Origin of the sequence: Ectobacillus funiculus (assembly GCF_004138295.1) — a bacterium.
Classification (GTDB): Bacteria; Bacillota; Bacilli; order Bacillales; family Bacillaceae_G; genus Ectobacillus; species Ectobacillus funiculus.
In genome coordinates this window covers 61,321-82,577 of the sequence record NZ_SCFM01000020.1, presented here as the reverse complement: position 1 = coordinate 82,577, position 21,257 = coordinate 61,321, and the positions used below count along the sequence as shown (strand labels likewise).

16 protein-coding genes are annotated in these 21,257 nt (G+C 40.0%); 8 read left to right on the top strand and 8 right to left on the bottom strand.

Annotation, left to right across the window (positions count from 1 at the left end; all coding sequences use genetic code 11):
• The first annotated feature begins 3 nt into the window (after positions 1–3).
• A complete protein-coding gene (fsa, locus tag EP737_RS15040; protein WP_129728795.1) occupies positions 4–672 on the top strand; it encodes a fructose-6-phosphate aldolase in 669 nt (222 codons plus the stop codon).
• A gap of 117 nt (positions 673–789) precedes the next feature.
• Positions 790–2,199 carry an NADP-dependent phosphogluconate dehydrogenase gene (gene gndA / locus EP737_RS15035; RefSeq protein ID WP_129728794.1) on the top strand — a complete coding sequence of 470 codons (1,410 nt, stop codon included), beginning with the start codon at positions 790–792 and terminating at the stop codon, positions 2,197–2,199.
• 219 nt (positions 2,200–2,418) lie between these two features.
• On the opposite strand, the gene EP737_RS15030 is transcribed toward gndA, so the two are convergent.
• Both EP737_RS15030 and EP737_RS15025 read right to left on the bottom strand, forming a co-directional pair.
• Complete coding sequence (locus tag EP737_RS15030; RefSeq protein WP_246040269.1) at positions 2,419–4,689, bottom strand: beta-glucosidase family protein; 2,271 nt, start codon at positions 4,687–4,689, stop codon at positions 2,419–2,421.
• Positions 4,690–5,216: 527 nt separating this feature from the next.
• Positions 5,217–5,783: an NUDIX hydrolase gene (locus EP737_RS15025; RefSeq protein WP_129728793.1), complete on the bottom strand. Its 567-nt coding sequence runs from the start codon at positions 5,781–5,783 to the stop codon at positions 5,217–5,219.
• Positions 5,784–6,176: 393 nt separating this feature from the next.
• On the opposite strand from EP737_RS15025, the gene thrC reads away from it, so the two are divergent.
• The 4 genes from thrC to EP737_RS15005 all read left to right on the top strand — a co-directional run bounded on the left by thrC (position 6,177) and on the right by EP737_RS15005 (position 11,486).
• Complete coding sequence (gene thrC, locus EP737_RS15020) at positions 6,177–7,580, top strand: threonine synthase (RefSeq protein ID WP_129728792.1); 1,404 nt, start codon at positions 6,177–6,179, stop codon at positions 7,578–7,580.
• Between the two features lie 347 nt (positions 7,581–7,927).
• Entirely contained in the window at positions 7,928–9,268 is a 1,341-nt protein-coding gene (locus EP737_RS15015; RefSeq protein ID WP_129728791.1) for a spore germination protein, read from the top strand.
• Positions 9,269–9,270: 2 nt separating this feature from the next.
• Positions 9,271–10,365 (top strand): GerAB/ArcD/ProY family transporter, encoded by a 1,095-nt coding sequence (locus EP737_RS15010; protein WP_129728790.1) that lies wholly within the window; start codon positions 9,271–9,273, stop codon positions 10,363–10,365.
• A complete protein-coding gene (locus EP737_RS15005) occupies positions 10,362–11,486 on the top strand; it encodes a Ger(x)C family spore germination protein (RefSeq protein WP_129728789.1) in 1,125 nt (374 codons plus the stop codon). The genes EP737_RS15010 and EP737_RS15005 overlap by 4 nt, the downstream gene beginning before the upstream one ends.
• A 122-nt stretch (positions 11,487–11,608) precedes the next feature.
• Here the strand turns inward: EP737_RS15005 and EP737_RS15000 are convergent, their stop codons facing one another.
• Positions 11,609–13,186, bottom strand: coding sequence for a phytoene desaturase family protein (locus EP737_RS15000; RefSeq protein WP_129728788.1), 1,578 nt, complete (start codon positions 13,184–13,186; stop codon positions 11,609–11,611).
• Positions 13,187–13,591: 405 nt separating this feature from the next.
• Positions 13,592–14,761: a glucose-1-phosphate adenylyltransferase gene (locus EP737_RS14995; protein ID WP_129728787.1), complete on the bottom strand. Its 1,170-nt coding sequence runs from the start codon at positions 14,759–14,761 to the stop codon at positions 13,592–13,594.
• An 872-nt stretch (positions 14,762–15,633) separates the two neighbouring features.
• Between EP737_RS14995 and EP737_RS14990 the strand changes: the two genes are divergently transcribed.
• Both EP737_RS14990 and EP737_RS14985 read left to right on the top strand, forming a co-directional pair.
• Positions 15,634–15,897: a CD3324 family protein gene (locus EP737_RS14990; RefSeq protein ID WP_129728786.1), complete on the top strand. Its 264-nt coding sequence runs from the start codon at positions 15,634–15,636 to the stop codon at positions 15,895–15,897.
• A gap of 368 nt (positions 15,898–16,265) precedes the next feature.
• Positions 16,266–16,901, top strand: a complete 636-nt coding sequence (locus EP737_RS14985; protein WP_129728785.1) for a FusB/FusC family EF-G-binding protein — start codon at positions 16,266–16,268, stop codon at positions 16,899–16,901.
• A gap of 197 nt (positions 16,902–17,098) precedes the next feature.
• On the opposite strand, the gene EP737_RS14980 is transcribed toward EP737_RS14985, so the two are convergent.
• From EP737_RS14980 to EP737_RS14965, 4 genes are all read right to left on the bottom strand, one after another.
• Entirely contained in the window at positions 17,099–17,284 is a 186-nt protein-coding gene (locus EP737_RS14980) for a hypothetical protein (protein ID WP_205650945.1), read from the bottom strand.
• Positions 17,285–17,474: 190 nt separating this feature from the next.
• On the bottom strand, positions 17,475–18,938 hold the full coding sequence (locus EP737_RS14975; RefSeq protein WP_129728783.1) for a spore germination protein: 1,464 nt from the start codon (positions 18,936–18,938) through the stop codon (positions 17,475–17,477).
• Positions 18,939–19,102: 164 nt separating this feature from the next.
• Positions 19,103–19,867, bottom strand: a complete 765-nt coding sequence (locus EP737_RS14970) for a sulfite exporter TauE/SafE family protein (RefSeq protein ID WP_129728782.1) — start codon at positions 19,865–19,867, stop codon at positions 19,103–19,105.
• Positions 19,868–20,329: 462 nt separating this feature from the next.
• A complete protein-coding gene (locus EP737_RS14965; protein ID WP_129728781.1) occupies positions 20,330–21,241 on the bottom strand; it encodes a YIEGIA domain-containing protein in 912 nt (303 codons plus the stop codon).
• Positions 21,242–21,257: the final 16 nt, after the last annotated feature.

The following is a 21,257-nucleotide window of genomic DNA, read 5'->3' as shown; positions in this document are numbered from 1 at the left end:
ATTATGAAATTTTTTATCGATACTGCAAACCTAGAAGACATCAAAAAGGCATATAAGCTAGGAGTGCTAGCTGGGGTAACGACAAACCCTTCCTTAGTAGCTAAAGAAGGCGTTAAATTTGAAGATCGCATTGCAGAAATCTGCCAAGCAGTTCCACGTGTGGAGTCTGTATCAGCTGAGGTAACGCCAGATGCGATCACTGCTGATGAAATGATCGCACAAGCTGAAGAGCTGATTAAAATTAACGGTGGGGATGACAAGGTTACAATCAAGCTTCCTATGACATTAGCTGGTTTGGAGGCTTGTCGTTATCTGGCAGATAAAGGTGTGAAAACGAACGTTACCCTTATCTTTACAGTGAATCAAGCATTGTTGGCAGCTCGTGCAGGGGCAACGTATGTATCTCCATTCTTAGGCCGTTTAGATGATATTTCTGAGGACGGCGTACAACTAGTGTCAAAGGTAGCTGAACTATTCCGTATTCATAATTTTGATACACAAATTATTGCCGCGTCTGTTCGTCATCCAGATCATGTGACTCGCGTAGCCATGGCAGGTGCTCATATTGCAACAATTCCTTATACGGTAATTGAGCAAATTTCTAAGCATCCGCTAACAGATCAGGGTATAGAAAAATTTGCTGCTGATTGGCTGGCAGTTCCTAAAAATTAAGAGAAACCATCTCACTATTCTTCAGAGAGCGTTAGGTTCTGCGTGCAGTACTAACGCTCTCCTATATTTCTAACGATAAGAAAATTTAAATCGAGCTATCAGAAGGAAGGATTATATATGCCGAAGCAACAAATTGGAGTCGTAGGTGTAGGCGTAATGGGAAAAAGCCTTGCACTAAATTTTGAGAGTAAGGGGCATTCCGTTGCTCTCTATGATATTTCAGAAGAAAAAGTAAATGAAATCATCCAGGAACATCATGATAAAAACCTTATCGGCACTCATAACATTGAAGATTTCATCAACTCCCTTGAGTCCCCTCGTAAAATCCTCCTTATGGTAAATGCAGGAGAAATTACAGACAAAGCAATTGATTCCTTATTTCCTTACCTAGATAAAGGAGATATTTTAATTGATGGCGGCAATACGTATTTTGTCGATACAGTTCGTAGAAACAAACGTCTTGCTGAAAAAGGTATCCATTTTATCGGTGCAGGTGTTTCCGGTGGACAGGAGGGCGCATTAAAGGGACCGTCAATTATGCCAGGGGGGCAGAAGGAAGCATATGAACATGTGAAGGAGATGCTTGAGGGCATTTCTGCAAAGGTAGATGGCGAGCCATGCTGTGCCTATGTAGGGCCAGATGGTGCAGGCCACTATGTAAAAATGGTTCATAACGGGATTGAGTATGGAGATATGCAGTTAATTTGCGAAGCGTACTTTTTCTTAAAACAAACCCTAGATTTAAGCGCAGCGGAGTTTCATGAAATCTTTACAGAGTGGAATCAAGGTGAGCTGGAAAGCTATCTCATTGAGATTACAGCTGACATTTTCACAAAGAGGGATAAAGAAACAGGTAAGCCTTTAGTAGATTTGATTTTGGATACGGCAGAACAAAAAGGAACAGGAAAATGGACAAGTCAAAATGCACTTGACTTAGGTGCCGCGCTTCCGATTATTACAGAATCCGTCTTTGCGCGTTATATGTCTGCAGTAAAAGAAGAGCGGGTGTATGCAAGCGAGGTATTATCTGGTCCTACAGGAAAAGCAGCACTTGCAATTAAAAAGGAACAATTGATTGAAGCGGTACGCCAGGCTTTATATATGAGTAAAATTTGTTCGTATGCTCAAGGGCTTACTCAATTGAAGGATGCTTCAGAAACATATGATTGGAACCTTGATTTAGGAAGTATCGCCATGCTGTGGAGAGGCGGATGCATTATACGTGCAGGCTTTTTACAAAATATTAAGGAAGCGTATGACTGTAATGCGAGTTTACCAAACCTTCTGCTTGACCCATACTTTACAGAAATTGTAGGTTCTTATCAGGGCGGGCTGCGAGAAATTATCGCAATAGCTGCACAGCAAGGAATCCCAGTTCCTGCTTTTTCAGCAGCTTTATCCTATTATGATAGCTATCGTACGGCAACCCTGCCTGCAAACTTACTGCAAGCGCAGCGGGATTATTTCGGGGCACATACGTATAAACGGATTGATAAAGAAGGTACATTCCATACAGAATGGGTATAAGATAAGGGGAGAGGCTGTAGGCCTGCTCCCTTGTTCTTTTTACACTGTAAGAAAGGATAGCTTTTCGGGGGGATGTCTAGCTCCCAAGGCTCAAAATGGCAGACTCCGGGCTGAACCTCCGCAAAAGGCAAAAAGCGACTTTTACTCCGGCCTACCCCTACGCTGCCATAAAAGGCGGGCCTTGTCCGCTTTTCTTAACGTTAGACGGTGATAATAATGTTATTTTGCCCGCGTATCATTTCTGATCGCTCTAAATTCGCCTTGCTGCCTAATATCCCGTGAAGAGCTTCCAACGAGAACTTGAAATAAGCCCGCTTTAGAAACCCAGTCCTTCAGCGTTTCGTCATAAGCCGAAATAGCTCTTTTATCTACTGTGAATGTTACTGTTTTGGTCTGCCCTGGTTGTAATGCAATCTTTTCGAAGCCTTTCAGTTCTTTGTAAGGTCTTTCAATTGTTGTCTGCTTATTACGAATATAAAGCTGGACAACTTCTTTGCCGGATACGTTCCCTGTGTTTGAAACATCTACTGATACAACGATTGGCTGATTCTGATTAAGGTCCATCTGAGCGGAATTTAAAGTAAGATTCTTGTACATAAAGTTTGTATAAGAAAGACCGTGACCGAATGCATACGCAGGTTGTATATCTTTTGTATCGTAGTAACGATAGCCAACATAGATTCCTTCAGCATAAAGAACTGTGTTGGCGGCAATATCACCAGGAAAATTACCGTAGGAAGGAACATCACTGTACTGTAATGGAAAGGTTGCAGGAAGCTTTCCAGAAGGATTGGTTTTCCCTGATAGGACGTCAGCGATTGCGTTTCCTCCCTCTTGTCCAGGCTGCCAGGCTAGCAGAATCGCGTCCGCATAGTCTCTCCAGCTCGCAACCTCTATAGGTGCACCTATATTTAAGATAACAACTAACTTTTTACCTTCAGCATGATAGGCATTGGACAAATCTTTTATGAGCTGCACTTCTTCTGGCCTCATATCCATATCAGATCGATCTGCACCTTCTGTTGATGCTCTTCCTATTGAAACTAAACCGATATCTGTATGTTGCGCCAAGTAAACAGCATCACCTGCGCGTAAGCCCTCTACCAGCTTGTTTCCATCCATAGAGCTGACTACTGTATAATTGGCGTTTTGTAATCCTTGTATAAGTGAAACAACATCCTTAGGTTCCACATTTACTTGAGAGCTTCCGCCTCCGCCAATGATGATTCCTAGTTTGTTATGGGCAAGGTCTACAACTGCGTTTTGGCCCGCTACCGCAATTGTGTGGATTCCCTTGAACGGCAAGGTATGATTTTCATTTTTCAGCAGAACCATTCCTTCAGCAGCCGCTTCTCTATCTATCCGAGCACCTTCTTCAGCGACCTGTTTCGTCAGGGACGTTTTATGGTTATAATCTACATTTTTATATTCACCCTTGAATGTAGGTGTCTTAACAATAATCCTCAAAAGATTGCGAACGCACTCATCAAGAGCCCTTTTACTAAGAGTACCATTTTGCACTGCGGCTTTAATGGCACTTGGCGAAGATGCTGATGCCTGGTCGTACACATCTTTAATCAAAGGAGGCATAGGCAAAGGCCCATTGTATGCGCCTGGCATGATTAAATCATTTCCGGCCGCCAAAGCAGCAAAAGGATCCTTTACAGCCCACCAATCTGACATTACAAATCCATCAAAGTCCCATTCATTCCTTAGAATATTTGTCAAAAGATATTTGTTCTGAGTAGCAAACGTACCATTCACCGCATTATACGCACTCATTACTGTCCACGGCTTTACTTGCTTGACCGCCATTTCAAAAGCAGGAAGATAAATCTCCCTCAATGCCCGTTCGGATAGAACCGCATTCATTGTTGTTCGGTTTGTTTCCTGATTATTAACAGCAAAGTGCTTAATAGATGTGCCGACGCCAACGGATTGAACCCCAGTGATAAACGCTGTAGCGATAGTGCCAGCTAAGAAAGGATCTTCAGAGTAGTATTCAAAGTTTCTTCCGCCTAAAGGGTCACGCTGAATATTAACAGCAGGTGCTAATAGAATATCAATTCCATACTCTCTAGATTCTTTCCCCATAGCTTTTGCAACCTTTGCAGCTTGCTCTGTATCCCATGTTGCAGACAGCGATGAGGGAATAGGGAATGCAGTTGCATATCGCGGGGCAGCACCAGCAAACAAACCACCGATTCTCACGCCCGCGGGACCATCCGAAAGAGTAATGGACGGGATGCCTAAACGCGGGATTGCATAGGTGGCACCAGCTATCCCATTTGGTCCTGGGTAACCTGCCCCAATAACGAGATGAGCTTTTTCATCCAGTGTCATAGCTTTTAGTACCTTTTCGATAGAAGCTTCATTTACTAGTTTTGGGGACTGATCTGTTCCATTTGCAGCTGTGACGTTCGTATTAATAATCAGCAGCAAAATGGCAATCATACTCAAACTGATCATTTTGTTCAACCTGTTGTTCATGGTATGTTCCTCCTAGGTGGCAGCGATTGAAGGTAGTTATGCTCCAGCTGACTATTGCTTCATTCGTACTCGTATGGGAATGATCTTCATTTTATAAAGATCCTGTTACTGTAGCTTTTTTCTTTTTTTCCTATTTTTATTAGCGAATAGGGGAAAAAGAAAAAATATAATTCCATAGCAAAAATGCTTTTATTACTTCGCTATTTATAAATATTTAAGAAGCTAGCCTAACACACCAGTATTTTAAAATTAGAGAAATCTTAAAGGATCATTTACAAGAGCTTATGTTATAGATCGTTATGGATTCGACTAGCGGGGAACCAATAATTGTAGCGGCAGGACTTGCTTTGGAGGTTAAGTTTGTGATGAAATTCTAAACGCTATTTTCTACACAAAAATCCCTAAGGAAGTATCCTTAGAGATTTTCTTACATTTTAAGGAAGAATAAATTTCCAGCTAGAAGTGAATTCGACGCAGGAGGAAATTTTAGGAACAATTGCAGTTTGATTGCTTGTAGGGAAGCTTTCTTAAACGGAATGAAACAATCCGTACCTGTCTAGCTGTACAATCGGCTTTTGATCGATCACTAATCCATTCGAGCTCTTGTTATGCAAGGCACCATTGACAATCCATGACGTTAAAGGAGCAACATTCATTTCCTGCATTTCTTCCCAGCTAAAGAAGCCTGCACCATCTACTTCTACCCCGTCTGCTTGAGGCTCCCCATCGATATAATCCATTGAGAACACAATATACACATTGTGGATTTCTCGCGGCAAGTCACATAGGGCAATCATTCTTTGTGTTTTTGCGTGTATCCCTGTTTCTTCCTCAACTTCTCTTTCAATCGTCTTCTCAATATGCTCGAACTGTTCAATATAGCCCCCAGGTATAGTCCATCTTCCTTTTCCAGGGTTTTGCGCTCGTCTTATTAGTAATACCTTTCCATCTTTAAATACACAAGCTCCTACCCCGATGCTGTAATCTCCCCAATGGACAAATTCACAGCTTGGGCAAGCTTTCCGATTTTCTCCCCCTATACTTCTTACTTCTAATCTTTGTCCGCATGAAAGACAAAAATTCACCTTTTCCATATTCATTCTCCTTTGATGCAGCAGATAGTTAACTTTTTGTTCTCTGCTATTTTGTGTGAAAAATAACATAGTGCATACTCACAGTTAAAATTATGATGCAATAAAAATTATATAAGATTCTTAACCTTATCAAAACTGCTTTTTATTTTATATGAATTGGTTCCTAGCATTGAATATTATAGTATAATTATAAAATGAAGAAGGAATTGCCCGTTTGAATTTCAACACTCTTATGAGTAATGAGGCGACCAAAATTGATGTAAATAATGGAAATATGACCTTAGCAGTTTAAAAATTTTGAATTTTTCTCTATTTACCATATTGATTATATTGACTTACATCTAATTTTAGGTAACGATAGTAATACATTTAAATTTTACTTGGAGGATAACTATGAACTTTGTTAGCACAAGAGGAAATGTAAGTGAAATTGGTTTTATTGATACAGTCTTAATGGGATTAGCGAATGATGGAGGTCTTTTAGTTCCAGAAAAAATTCCGCAAATCCCTGCAGAAAAGCTGCAAGCAATGTCTCAGCTTACGTATCAGGAATTAGCATACGAAATCTTTTCCTATTATGTTGATGGTGAGATTCCAGGCAACGAGCTAAAGGAATTAATCGAGAAAAGCTATGCAACTTTCCGCCACCCAGAGGTAACTCCTGTTCAAAAGGTGAAGGACAATATGTACGTACTGGAGCTGTTCCACGGCCCAACCTTTGCGTTTAAGGATATTGCCCTACAATTCTTAGGAAACTTATATTCCTATGTCTCAAAGAAAACAGGTGAAACAATTCATATTCTTGGCGCTACTTCAGGTGATACAGGTGCATCAGCTATTGAAGGCGTAAGAGGAAAAGAAGGCATTCGCATTTGTATTTTGCATCCGCATGGAAAAGTAAGTAAGGTGCAAGAATTACAAATGACAACTGTACATGACGAGAATGTCTTGAACTTAGCAATCAGAGGAACGTTTGACGATGGCCAAAGAATCATCAAGGAATTGTTCGCTGATGTAGATTTCAAAAACAAATATCATCTGCGCGCAATTAATTCCATTAACTTTGTTCGTATTTTAGCTCAAACAGTTTACTATTTCTATGCCTACTTCCAAGTAACGAAAGAGACAGGAGAACAGAAAGTAAACTTCAGTGTTCCGACTGGTAATTTTGGAGATATCTTTGCCGGCTACCTTGCGAAAAAAATGGGTCTTCCAGTTGGTAAGCTTATTGTGGCAACGAACGAAAATAATATTCTAGAACGCTTTATTCAAGATGGAGTGTACCAGCCTGGTGAATTCCGCAGCACATACAGCCCTTCTATGGACATCCAAGTAGCAAGCAATTTCGAGCGTTATCTATACTATTTGCTTGATGAAAATCCAAGCGCAGCTTCTGCTTTAATGGATCAATTTAAGTCCGAAGGCAAAATTGTCGTGAATGAAGAGCAGCTTCGCCAAGTGAAAAAGGATTTCGCAGCGCATGGAGTAGCAGGTGAAGAATGCTTGCAAACAATCAGCAAATACTATGCGGAATCCAAGTATTTACTTGATCCGCATACTGCATGCGGTGTTGCTGCATATGAAACATGTAATGAACCGAATGAGGTTTGCGTAACGCTCGCAACAGCTCATCCGGCAAAATTCAATGAATCAATTGAACGCTGCGATATTGAGCAAACATTCCCTGAACAAATTAGTGCATTATTCGATAAACCACAATATCAGGAAGTTGTTGACGCGGACAACGATGAAATCGTTCGTCAGCTTGAGAAGCTGTTTAGTTTCTCAAATTCCTAATATGTAAAATCAATTCATTAAACAAAAAGGAGTAGAGAGTCTACTCCTTTTTGTTTTGCAATCAGATAGGATAGGCTGAGGAAAAAAGCTGGGGAATCAAAAGGATCTATTTAGATCAGAGTGTGCAAAAATTCGTACAATAGGCTCGCTTGAATAAAAAATGACATATGTAGGAAGTTTATACATTAAGAGCTTGCAGATAGACAAAGGAAAGATGATGTGAGTATCCATTGTAGGACTTGTCTGTCGCAAAAGTTAGCATAATTATTTAAGAAATGGGGAACAAAAATGAAAGCTATGATGGGGGAATGGATGAAATCTAAATACAAGAAAATGCAGGTGAAAGGATGTTAAATGCAACTCAAACCATGTGTTGGCTAACTGAACAATTGAAAAGCTGTTTTGATATGACCCATAAAAAGCTGCAAGTTGATGAAAAAACCGCTGTGCTTTTGTTTGTCAAAACAGTAGTGGATGGTATGCAGCTTCAACAAAATATCATTAAGCCTTTCTTTGAAATGCCTACCGAGCAGCATTTTGATGCATACTTGCATTCACTTCCTAATCAACAGGAGATTACATCAAGAGAGCAGGTTCTTTTGGAGCTGACAAAAGGAAGTCTTGTGGTCATGATTCGAGGCAGTCTGCTTATGTTCGATATTAAGAAGGTAAACTCGAATAGCGTATTACAAACTTCTGTTGAAACGACCATTCAGGGGCCGCAAACCTCATTAAGTGAGGATATACAAACAAATTTGAACTTAATTCGGCAACGTTATCATCAACCTTCCCTCTCGATAGAAATGTTTGAAGTAGGAACGAAGTCTCATCAATCACTTGCTGTTTTATATGATCGAGAGCTTGTCAATCAAGCAGTTCTCGACGATATAAAAAAAAGAATAGAGAAATTGGGAGAACCTATTATTCAATCCACTGGGGAATTAGGGCGCATGATGAACGGAAAGAAGTATTCTCTCTTTCCTACTATGATGGTTACAGAACGGACAGATCGAATTATTTATAACCTAACAGGCGGAAAAGTTATTCTATTGTTAGACGGCAACCCGTTTGCGATTATGGCACCTAGTGTTTTTTATGATTTTATGAATTCAATGGAGGATAACTATCGTTCCTATTGGATTACGAAATCCACAAAGATATTACGTTATACAGGGTTGTTAATTAGCTTGATTTTACCGGGAACATATGTCGCGGTTACTTCCTTTAATCCGGAGATATTTCGGGTGCAGCTTGCGCTGTCAGTAGCAGGGAGCCGTGTCGGTGTTCCGTATCCTTCCTATTTAGAAGTATTATTTCTGCTGCTTATCATGGAATTGTTAATTGAAGCAAGCATTCGGCTGCCCAAATCGATAAGCGGAACAGCTACAACCGTTGGCGGCTTGATTTTAGGTACTGCTGCAACAGAGGCGGCCTTAGCATCTAATATTATGATTATTATTGTATCCGCGGTAGCCATTTCGAACTTTGCCATTCCCATAAATGAGATGAGCTTCGCGATACGAGTGACAAAATACTTGCTATTGTTCTTTGCGTCTGTTTCTGGAATCGCAGGGCTGATATTATCGTTTATTGGATTCATTATGTATTTGACACATATGAACAGCTTTGGAGAACCGTATTTTAAGCTGTTTCTTCAGAAAAAACCTGATGAAAATAGAGGGATGTAGAGGTGAATCGATATTTTTATTACTTAGTAATTGTAAATATGATTGCCAATATTGTCGCATCCGTCCCGAGAATTTTAATTGAGGCTAGAGCAAGGGGAGCCATTGCTTCTATGGTTCTTGCCTTGTTTCTTGGTTGTGCATTTATATATATAATGGCAAGATTTTTTCATTCATTTCCTGGTAAGGGACTACCTGAATTGCTAAAGGAATACATCTCTAAATGGATATATATCCCATTTATTTTGTATCTTATAGCTGCATGGTTTTTAGCAGGACTTGTGACGCTCATTACCTATTCCTTCTTATTGAAACGATTTTTGACGCCAGACATGCCGGTCACATGGATTATTTGCATTTTTCTATGTTTTATTTCATTCGGTGTGTTAATGAATACTAAAAGTGTATTATATACGATTGAAGCAATTGTGGTTTTTAACATTCCCTTGGTATTTTTAATCATGATAAAGGCGTATACGGGTGAAGGGATGAAATGGGACTTTGTGAAAAAGTCAGTTATGTATATATATCATATTCCCGATTATTCTGCATTTTCTGCATGCTCATATGTATTTTTAGGTGCAGCTAACTTAATTATTTTCAATCGTGTATTCACGAAAAAACAGAAGATGAGCTGGCTTCAATTAGGAATTACACTCTTTGTTGCGGGGGGTAACCTAGCTACCACGTATTTTATTCCTATTGGATACAATGGATTTGATCAGATTGACAGACTAGTTTATCCTTGGATTCTTACAAGTGATTCGATGCGGATTGAATTTGGTTTCGTCGAGCGAGTTCTATTCATTTTCTTAGTTTTGTATTTGGCAATTTCCTTTCTTAGCATTTTAATTCACTGGCATGTGACAGTAGAACTTTTAAAAAGTTTGTTTTGGTTGAAACGATTCCAATGGAAGGGGCGTAATCTGACACCTTATCTGTTTGTTAGTTTGTTTTGGTTTATCAGTTTGATAATAGTCCCATATGTAACGGAACAGGACGTTACCACATATACAATAGGTTTTTTTAACATATTACCATTCTTCTTTATAGTTGTTCTGATAATGCTTTGGGTTATAAAAAGGAGAGCAAAAACATGAAGGTATTCTTGAAAAGAGGAAAGATCCTTTTCCTTGTCATGGTCATGCTGTGCTCTGTTATTTTATCAGCAGGCTGCGGGTTTAAGGATATTGATAAACGTATCTTTATTGTGGCGATCGGCCTTGACTATACAAAAAACGACACAAAACCCTATCGTGTTATTTTAAAATTAGCCATTCCATCTGGTACAGCTAAAGATTCTACAGGCCCACGCTATACATATTTAACAAAGGAATCAGCAACCTTAGCGGAGGCTGTACGTATTTTGAAGACACATATTGATAAGGAATTAGATTTTGGTCAGGCCAAAATGATTGTGTTAGGTGAAAATTTGCTTCATCGAGATATGGAAAAAGATATTGATTTTTTCCTGAGAAGAAGGGATATTCAATTTATTTCATGGATGGCTATTGGCAGACCGACAGCGGAAAAGGTACTGAAAACAGAACCTTCCTCAGAAATGGCAGGCTCTAATGCCTTATTTAATATTTTTTCTGGAATCGGAACAGAAAGCGGATATATTATAACAACCTACCTATTTGATTTTAGAAGAAGATTGTTAGAACCGGGCATGGATGCAATTGTACCTATCATTGAGACAAATAAGAAAAAAACGAAGTTTATTATCAACAAAGCGGTTGTATTTAAAAATCATAAAGAAAAGGTGGAGTTAACAGCTGATCAGACAAAAGATTATAATACACTTTCTGGAAATGCTGAAAAGGTAGATGTGAAGGTTAAAAAGAAGGGATTAGACTTTGCATTGTCTGTAGATACGGTGAAGGTAAAGTATAAAATTTTAACCCCGGCCAACAAAACACCGGTCCTGAAGATGGACATTAAAATGGAAGGGATTGTCGAGGAATCCAAAGATCGCCTTCCACCTAGTAACATGGATACCTATAGTAAATATGCAAGTGAATTATCCAAAAAGCGACTTACTGCTTTCTTGAAAATGCTTCAGAAACACCAGGTAGACCCCTTAGGGTTTGGTCTTCGCTATCAGGCAACCCACCTGCACACAAGGGATACATACGCAGAGTGGAAACAAATTTATCCCCACTTGAAGTTTGATGTATCTGTTAAAACTACAGTGAAGAGTGTCGGAACCGTTGAGTAATCTAGACAAGGAACGATCCTCACTTCAAGTGAAAAATTCAGCAAGTGAGGATCGTGTAAGAGAAAATGATTAAGATGTAATACCGTTAGCTAGTTAGCACACAAAAAGATTTACGAATCAGCTTATGATAAAAGCTGCTGTGCAACAATATATCCCGAGCCGCCATTAATTCCGTGTCCTGGCCAAGTCGCTGCACCTACCATATACAGGTTGGACACCGTTGTTTGATGACTCGGTTGTCCAGGAAGAGGACGGAACAAATAACTCTGTGACAAATCATGGGCCCCGCCGTATGGATCACCCGGACCTGCATTTGGATTATATTGCGCAATGGTCTTAGGTGTGACAACGGCTTGTCCAATAATGGCACTTGGGATATTAGGAATATGCTTACCCACGACCGAAAGTACACGTTCAGTAAAGCGCTGGGTAAGATCAGGAGTCCAAGTGCCATCACCGACTTCAATCTGACCGGCAGCATCGCCGCGAGGACGGCACGGTACCTCTAGCACTTGAATTCGCATGACAGCTTTACCAGCCGGTGCCCGCGTAGGATCAAGATTGGTCGAGCAGTCCACAGTGAATGTTGGTTTAGCCGGCAGGAGATCTGCCATTCCTTGCGCGATCGCCAGTGTAAAGCCATCCAATCCATCTGTAAGATGCGGTTGGCCAACCTTGGAAAAACGTGCATCAGGCCATCGCGGCGGCTCACTCAGCGCAAGATGAATTTGTACGCAGCCGCGCCCATAGCGATATTGTTTTGCTTGCTTGCGTAAAGGAGCACTAATATCCGCTTCCGCCAAAAGTGAAAGATACAGTTGGTCGGGAGTAGTAGAGGCAACTACAGCCTGCGTAGCGTAAAACTCGTCGCCATCTGATGTTTGCACTCCAACAGCTCGATTGTTCTTCACTATAATACGTTGTACATGTGTTTGTACACGAATCACTCCACCTTGATCTTGCACTAATTGCGCTAATGTTTGTGCTAACATTTCACTGCCGCCTTCCGGTATCGGCATCCCGCCGCCCATCAGTGCCATCGTAGTGAGCGGAACCCAAATCCCGCTACCAATTTCATCTGGCGTACGCCCCAGATGAGTAACCCAAGATGCGAGCATCGCTCGCAACACCGGAGATTGAAAGGGTTTTACAGCATTTCGCGCTGTTGAGAACAATGAAGCGGCAAATTCCGAATAGCCCGGACGTCCGCTTTCATGAAGCAGTTTTGTAATAATTTCGTTTGCGGGAGGGCGGGACAGATCTTGATTGAATAACGTGAAAACATCGTTAGCATAAGGATTAAACTCTTCAAACATTCGCATCACCGCGGCTCCGTCATTTGGAGATAATCGTTCGGCTTCTGCAACGAAATCCTCAAACGATCGAGGGAGTATCGCTGTTTGTCCATCCTCCATAGAAACGCCGGTAGGCAAATCGGTATTTACATAGCGTAACCCTCGAGCTTCTAAAGATTTTCCGAGATCCGCATAGGCCTGCCCTGTCAAAAAGAGCGGATGGGCCGCGGCATATACATCATGCTTAAACCCTGGTACAGTTAACTCCTCCGTACGTAAAAAACCTCCTGGGCGATCATTCTTCTCCAACACTAACACGCTGCGACCGGAACGGGTTAAGTAGGCGGCCGTAATCAGGGCATTATGGCCGCTCCCAATTATGATAATATCGTAAGTTTTCGTCATTGGTTCACTCTCCTTATGTATCAAATATAAGAAGTATTGTGTATATTTTTTGTATATCATGAAAAATGAATGATTAAGATTAGTTATTTTTGCTGAGCCTGGTGCGCTTGACTGAGTTGAGATCTTCTTTATCTGTTCGGCAAACCTTAAAACAGATTACGGTGCAAGAGGAGGAAAGCTTAATTCATTTTCAATCGCTGTTCCTTTTTAAAGCTAGGAGATACAATTTCACGGATACCCTAGAAGCTGTAATCTTCTGAGGGATGAGGCTGCTATAGTTAATAAGAATGCTTGGGACACTAGGGAATACATTAAGCTGCATGCTTAACAGTAGACAGTTGGCGCTAAAAAATATACATAGAGGATTGCCCCTTGAATACCAAGGGGCAATCCTTCTAACATTTATTAAATAACATTGGTTAACACAGGTTTACTAGGCTGATCTTGGATGTTCTCTCCTACTAATGTAATACCTTTAAACGAATCCTTAGAAGCAACGACAGCATGGTCCCCTATAAAAATTCCAGGGCCAACGACCGCTTTTTCAATGATTGCATTCTCGCCAATTACTGCATTCGGTAAGATGACAGAATCCTTTATCACTGTTCCTTTACCCACTTTTACTCCGCTGAAAAGAACAGAGTTTTCAACCGTTCCGTAGATTTCACAGCCTTCACTAATAAGGGACTGTTTTACCGTAGCATCATAATCAAGATACTGGGGAGGGTATGTTTGTTCAACGGTATATACTTTCCAATCAGAGTCATTTAACAAAACGTTTGTTTCTTTTTTAAGCAAATCCATATTTGCTTCCCAGAAGCTATCAACGGTTCCGACATCCTTCCAATACCCGTTAAATTCATAAGCAAATAGGTTAAGCTTGTCCTGTAGCATAGCAGGTATAATGTCTTTTCCAAAATCTTTGGAAGAAGCGTCATTTTGTTCTTCTTGTTCTAAATAGTGTTTTAGAGTTTTCCAGTTAAAAATATACACTCCCATGGAGGCTAAATTGGAGGAAGGGTTTTTTGGCTTTTCTTCAAAATTCACGATTCGGTTTGTATCTTTATCAATCTCCATGATACCGAATCTATTTGCTTCGTTCCATGGAACCTCGATGACAGAAATAGTAGCATCCGCTGATGAATGAATATGCTGCTGCAGCATATTATCGTAATCCATTTTATAAATATGATCTCCAGAAATGACAAGCACGTACTCAGGGTCATATTGTTCGATAAAATGGGCATTTTGGTAAATCGCATGTGCAGTGCCATCATACCAACGTGCACCGTTCTCGCATTGGTACGGAGGAAGAATGCTTACACCGCCATCTCTTCTGCTCAGATCCCATTCTTTTCCGTCTCCAATATAGTTTTGTAAAACATGAGGGTGATATTGGGTCAATATTCCAACTGTATCAATGCCTGAGTTCCTGCAATTGCTTAATGTGAAATCAATGATTCGATATTTTCCGCCAAAGGGCACCGCAGGTTTTGCCAAGTTATCCGTTAATGCTTGTAATCTTGTTCCTCTTCCGCCAGCCAAAAGCATAGCAATACATTGTTTTTTCAACATGTTCCCTCCTGAAAGCGATTTCGTGGTTTTGGATATAGGGTTTTGTATATAGGGGTGTGTTATAACCGATCTTCTTCCCATAGCTTGTAAAAATATTCCTGCTCCTCATCGGTATAAATTGGGATTTCTGTAGTATCTTCTTCAGAATTGACGAAATTCAGTATCTCTTCCATTACAATCCTCCTCTAAGTTGTCTCAAGTACGATAACGTAACAAGCTTTATTTTAACAAAATATGTTTATTTAACTAGTCCAACAGTATGACGTTTTTAGGTGAATATCGACAAAAATAGTAACGCTTATAGGGAATATCGGGTAGTTTGAAACTAATTACTGTTGAAACATAAGTTATTTTTTGTGAAATTGTCGAAAGTTTTTTGGGATTTCTGTAAAAAGATTCATAATATGTTCATTAGTTTCCTTATTTTTAAATATTTTGGAAGTTATAACCCGAATAGTTATTTACAAAAATAAACATCTTTTTAAATATATCCCTTTAATACCGCAAAGCTGCTGCTTCATCGAATATGAACAGTGAAAGCCAAGAGCTTGCTCGTTATGCTGATTTACTACAGGAATAATATTGTGGGTAAAGTAGTTAAAACAGAGAGATGTATGAAGAGCACAATCATTGTATAATCATTAGGGAATGCAATTTCAAAACATTTTCTGGGGGTGTAAAAATGGCATATACAATTGTATTGCCAAAATCTGCAACGTCTCATGCAAAGCCTAGTATAGGAGAGGCGATACTTTGCATGGGGTGGACTTTACTGTAAGATACAATCGCCCAAATGAGTCTCTGTCTCTCCTCACACTACTTGGCTTTGCACCTTATTTTCATTTTCACTAAAAAATAAGGGGCTGGCAGAAGTGAAATATGTAAAAGCGACGGCTATTTTGCCTGAGGAGCTTATCGCAGAAATTCAGAAGTATGTGCAAGGAGAAACAATTTATATTCCCAAGCCTAAACAATCTTATCAAAAATGGGGAGCACGTTCTGGAACAAGAGCATTAATCAAGAGCAGAAATAACGCCATTAAAAATGAATTCCAAGGCGGCAAGAGCATCAGCCAATTGGCAGAAGAATATTTTCTCTCTACAGAAACAATTAAAAAAATTGTGTATTCCAAGTAAATAAAAATGATAGCTATAGCGCTGATAATCATGTACATTATCAGTGCTTTTTGTATGCCGAGTTTGATTCAGAATCAATTTCGACATTGTGTAGAACGGAATGCTCTTTTACAATAAAAAGGGATAAACAAACAATGTAAAATCGTGAGGATCTCCCTACGAATGGTTTGTTAAAGAAAACTCGCCAATTGGCGAGCCCTGCTTTTGGGCGAAGACAGAGGCGTAGTTGCCCTTATACTGTATTCCTAAAATTTCCGACTACGTCGAATTGATTTTTAGCTGGAAATTTATACTTTCTTACAGTGTAAAGAAAACTCGCCAATTGGCGAGCCGTGCCCGTTCATGCGGGATGAATAGGAGTGATGGAAATGAAACCCTTTATCAGAAGTGACCAGTATCACTTTATAAAAGCACAAACACAAATCCTTATTAATGGTCATGCATCCGCGAACGACATAGGTGTTCTTGATGCGCTAAAATCTCTTGCGAAAGAGAAGGTGCTACATTTGTTTGCGGATCTTAGCGAAGAGCAAGCCCAGTTGCTGCAACCGATTGTGAACATCAAAAATAAGGAAGATGCGGAAGTGTTTTTATCACAAATAAAGCCGTATGTGATTCCGTTTCAAGAGATAACAGAACAAACAATCAAAAAGCTCTTTCCAAAAGTGAAAAAGCTCAAAGTACCTTCATTAGAACATATCGATGAGAGAGAGATTTCTTATTTGGGCTGGAACGATCAAGGTTCAAATAAAAAATATCTTGTAGCTCCGTATCATAACAGGCTTATTGGTTTACAGGGTACATTTAACATTATTAATCAAAAAGGAATTTGTGCATTGTGCAACCGTCATGGGGAAGTGGGGATGTTTATGTCTAAAACAAAAGGTTCAGGAATAGACACCTTTACAACAAGAGGAAACTATATTTGCCAAGATAGCTATACATGCAACTACAACCTAACTACGCTTGATAAATTGCATGATTTTATTGAACGGCTTCAATAAAATCACTGGGATTAAGAAAAGCAAATATAATTGTCTTTCCTCTTGCGCAAGAATGTTCCCTAGCTGCTATGAAAATGACAGCTCTTTGGCTTTCTTACAGTAAGTAAAAAGCAAAAGAGGTCATGGTGTAATCATCCATGACCTCTTTTACTTTGGATAAATTGTGTCCTTTACATGATAGTATGGGACGTGATGTGTTATACATGCTTATCAGCCTGATCGAGCAAATTTGCCAGTATCATGCTATTTTCTTGGTCTGCATCGTATTGCACAATATCATCATACTCAAACAGCTCGAACTCTTCACCAAACTCCTGTTTCATGAAGCTAACAAATTCTTTAATGCTTTCTCCTACTTCTTCATTACGGCGAAATTCCATCATAATGGACCGAAATCTATGAGGAGGAATGTCGCATTTGATGTGATAAGACTTATTGATACCAAAAGAATCTCCTGAATCGTATAAGCTGTATGTATACAATCGAAATCCACCCCTTTTTCACATGATATATATATCGTTCCAGAAGTGTGTAACATTCATTCTCGTTTGCTCCCTTATTTATGAGTTTTCTTTATCTATCTGGATCTTGAGGATGCAAAATACGCGGGCGCCGGTTTTTTAATGGGATAGGTGCCCGCACAAGCACATCGCGAAATGGGCGGTAACTAAATGGAATAAATGGCCAAAGGTATGGAACCCCAAAGGATTGCATCCTAGCCAGCATAATAATAAATAAAGTGGCACTAATCACATAGCCGGATGTATGGAATACGGCGGTTATCAGCAATAAAGCAATGCGAGCAAGCCGGTTTGCCAGGCTTAATTCATAGCTTGGTGTAGCAAATGTGCCAATTGCTGCAATTGAAAAGTATAAGATTACTTCGTTTGTAAATAAGCCAACCTCGACAGCAACTTGTCCAATCATTAAAGCCGCGACAAGCCCAAGTGCAGTTGCAAGCGATGTCGGTGTATGAATGGTGGCCATCCGCAGCATGTCTATTCCGACTTCGATCAATAAAAATTGCAGAAGTAAAGGCACCTGCCCCTCCTTATTAGGACCGATAAAATCAAGGCCTGCAGGTAAAAGGCCTGGTTCAATATTAAATAAATACCAGAGCGGCATTAAAAAGATGGAACCCAATACCGCGAGATAACGGACAATTCGCAGATATGCCCCAGATAACGGTTTATTTCGGTATTCCTCAGCATGCTGCAAATGATGCCAGAAGGTTACAGGTGTAATGATGGCAGATGGGGAGCCGTCAACGAAAATACACACATGTCCTTCAAACAGATGAGCCGCTGTTGTATCGGGACGTTCCGTATATCTAATGACCGGAAAAGGGTTCCAATAATCCCCTGAAATATATTCATCAATTGTTTTTTCAGCCATCGGTAATCCGTCAGTATCTATTTTAGATAACATTTCCTTTAGGTTTTCTACCATTGAGGGATCAGCAATATCCCCAATATAACAGATAACAATATCCGTCTTCGACCGGCGTCCAAGCTGCATAAACTCCATTCTTAAAGTGCGGTCTCGTACTCTTCTTCTTGTTAAGGCGGTATTAAAAACAATAGTCTCAACAAAACCGTCTCTAGAGCCTCTGACGACTCTTTCTGTGTCTGGCTCTGCTGGTCCACGGACAGGATATGTACGCGCATCTATTAAAATAATTTCATCGATGCCATCTACGAGAAGTGCTGTCGGACCTGATAATACCGTATCAACCACTTTGTTTAAGTCGTCTATCGTATCGACCTCTACATAAGGGATATACGTTTTAAGAAGTTTTTTTAATACATCCTTTTCGAGGTCCTCTTTTTTTACATTTGCCAAAAATTTCATTAAAAGATGCAGGATATCATCTTTTACTAGACCATCTACAAGAAACATCGCCATTCGTTTTTCGGCATACTCCATATCTAAATGAATGATATCGAAGCTTTTTCCAACACCAAGCTCCTTGCGTAAATAGTTTATATTTTCGTCGATGTTACTGTTTACTCGCTTTTTTCGTGTTGTTTTTTCCATGGTTCACCTCGAAGACAATCAGCCTAAATTATTACCATATATTTCCGAATGGTTATTTTTATAATTGACACCGAGGTGAAAAATAATACTATCTTCTTACATTCTATATCCGAAGAAATCTAGATTCTTTGCAGCCGGATAACTTTTTATGAAGTGCACTCAATTTATATGAGCTTAAATCCGCTAATTAAGATAATTACGGCCATAATGGCTCTTAAAGGCTTTGTAGGGAGCTTTGATGATAAGGCGCTTCCTAGCATCACACCTGGTATAGATCCTAACAACAGATTAAACATTAATACATAATCGACATTACCAATTCCAGCATGTACAATCCCTGCTGAAGTGGCTAGCAGAAAAGCATGGGCAATATCTGTTCCCACTAATTTTGAAGGGTTCATTTTATAAAGATAAAGCATAGCTAGAGCAAATAATGAGCCCGAACCAATTGAGGTCAAACCGACAACAAATCCGCCAATTGCCCCAATTGCAATGGTTAACCGCTTTTTTTCATGTATGGGCTTCATTTGAACACCATTCCATTCAAATTGCTCCTTAAGGAACGTTTTAACTAATGTCATTAAGGCTACTATAATCAAAACGTATCCTAATGCATGTCTAATGATTAGCTCCTGATTATGAAAAAAAGAGTCAAATAAATGAAGAACTCCAACTGCACAAATTGCACTTGGAATACTTCCGATTGCAAGATATTTTACTAGTGTAAAATCAATCGTTTTTTGTCTCCAATGCTGCATAGAACCGAAAAATTTCGTGATGGAATTATAAACAAGATCCGTTCCCACAGCAATAGAGGGACTGATTCCGATTAATACTAAAACAGGAGTTAACAAAGACGCACCTCCCACACCTGTTAGTCCGACTAAGAAACCGACTAAAAGCCCCATGACAATGATGCCAATGCTCATTCGATGCACACTCCAAACATAGCTTTATAAAAAGTAAATTCATATCGACAATTTATGAAATGGTTATGCGCCTTGTTACAGACTCCACTAAGGGTATATGCTCTAAATCAATAGGCTGCCGTAATCCATAGCATTCGCAGAAGGGGTAAGTTCCTTTAAAGATCCTCCAGTGAGCAGGGGGGATGCAGACTGATTTTTATTTGTCCATTTTTCCAAATCACTTTCACGTTTCTTGTTATATGGCCAATTCCGCTAATTGTATAAGAATGCAGTTTGCTACCGTATTTATGCTGCAGAAAACTCGCCGATTGGCGAGTTCTGCCCCCGGGGCGAAGACTGGGACGTAGCCCTACTTATACTGTATTGCTAAAATTTTCGACTACGTTGAATTCGCTTCTAGCTGGAACTTTATCCTTCTAAAAGCGTGAATAAGCCCGGCTGCTGACCGGACCTTCATTGTAGTTATTCTTTGCCCACCAAGTTCGTATTCATGATAGATTTGCTTTTCTTGACGCTTTCGAGCAATGGCGTTTTCTTGACTGCTTCAATTAGACGATCCCGGTCCTTGATAATAGGGATCAGAGCAATAATGAATCTTCCTTTTTCAAAATCCCTTCTTGTAAAGTGGTATCGCTTCAGACCTATTGCTTTCGTTGCTTCAAACAGAGCCGCCTGTCTCTGGCCAAAATGATCCAAGGCTATCCGAAAACGCTCCTCATGGGGAGTAATAATAACAGCTAGTCCTTCCTTCTCAAATCTATTGGATGTGTGTTCTGTACCTAAAAGATTTGATACAAAGACTCCATCTACAAAAAGCTCGGTGTCCTTAATTTCAATCGTTCCTTGTTCCACTTCGGCAATATCTCCGATGGTTTTCCCCTTGGAGAATCTCTTCAGAATATACAAAACGATGAAGCCCACCAATGCTCCGGCTAACACATGCAGCCAATCGTTATTCGTATCTATCAATTGGATGGTGATTGCGGTTGCCAGCGAAACAATTAAGGAGAGATAATTTCGGGCTTCGAAGGTTTTCGCAATGCCGTCAATGTAGGCCTCCCCGCGATACGTGTATTCAATTTTTTCTAAATCCTTCAAACTATCTCTTTCTGATTTTCGTACATCTCTAAATTGTTGGATTGCAAGGGATAAGAATGTAACAGCTATAAAGTTCTTTGTCATCAGGGCGGGGATCGCAACTGCTCCTAGGGCAGCAGCGATAAAGCCCGTTACAAGATGAATCATATAGCCATTTGGATAACTCGGGTATTGCCGAAAATCCTCTTTAATATTAAGAATTCTAGCTAGTGTACCAACAATAATAGCTGTAACAATCATGACGATATGTTCATGAGAAATCCATTGTGCGTTCATTGATTCACTCCAAGAA

Coding starts and splice junctions, on each gene's coding strand:
- fsa (WP_129728795.1), top strand. CDS start 4: ATGAAATTTTTTATCGATACTGCAAACCTAGAAGACATCAAAAAGGCA.
- gndA (WP_129728794.1), top strand. CDS start 790: ATGCCGAAGCAACAAATTGGAGTCGTAGGTGTAGGCGTAATGGGAAAA.
- EP737_RS15030 (WP_246040269.1), bottom strand. CDS start 4,689: ATGAACAACAGGTTGAACAAAATGATCAGTTTGAGTATGATTGCCATT.
- EP737_RS15025 (WP_129728793.1), bottom strand. CDS start 5,783: ATGGAAAAGGTGAATTTTTGTCTTTCATGCGGACAAAGATTAGAAGTA.
- thrC (WP_129728792.1), top strand. CDS start 6,177: ATGAACTTTGTTAGCACAAGAGGAAATGTAAGTGAAATTGGTTTTATT.
- EP737_RS15015 (WP_129728791.1), top strand. CDS start 7,928: ATGTTAAATGCAACTCAAACCATGTGTTGGCTAACTGAACAATTGAAA.
- EP737_RS15005 (WP_129728789.1), top strand. CDS start 10,362: ATGAAGGTATTCTTGAAAAGAGGAAAGATCCTTTTCCTTGTCATGGTC.
- EP737_RS15000 (WP_129728788.1), bottom strand. CDS start 13,186: ATGACGAAAACTTACGATATTATCATAATTGGGAGCGGCCATAATGCC.
- EP737_RS14995 (WP_129728787.1), bottom strand. CDS start 14,761: ATGTTGAAAAAACAATGTATTGCTATGCTTTTGGCTGGCGGAAGAGGA.
- EP737_RS14985 (WP_129728785.1), top strand. CDS start 16,266: ATGAAACCCTTTATCAGAAGTGACCAGTATCACTTTATAAAAGCACAA.
- EP737_RS14980 (WP_205650945.1), bottom strand. CDS start 17,284: ATGATGGAATTTCGCCGTAATGAAGAAGTAGGAGAAAGCATTAAAGAA.
- EP737_RS14975 (WP_129728783.1), bottom strand. CDS start 18,938: ATGGAAAAAACAACACGAAAAAAGCGAGTAAACAGTAACATCGACGAA.
- EP737_RS14970 (WP_129728782.1), bottom strand. CDS start 19,867: ATGAGCATTGGCATCATTGTCATGGGGCTTTTAGTCGGTTTCTTAGTC.
- EP737_RS14965 (WP_129728781.1), bottom strand. CDS start 21,241: ATGAACGCACAATGGATTTCTCATGAACATATCGTCATGATTGTTACA.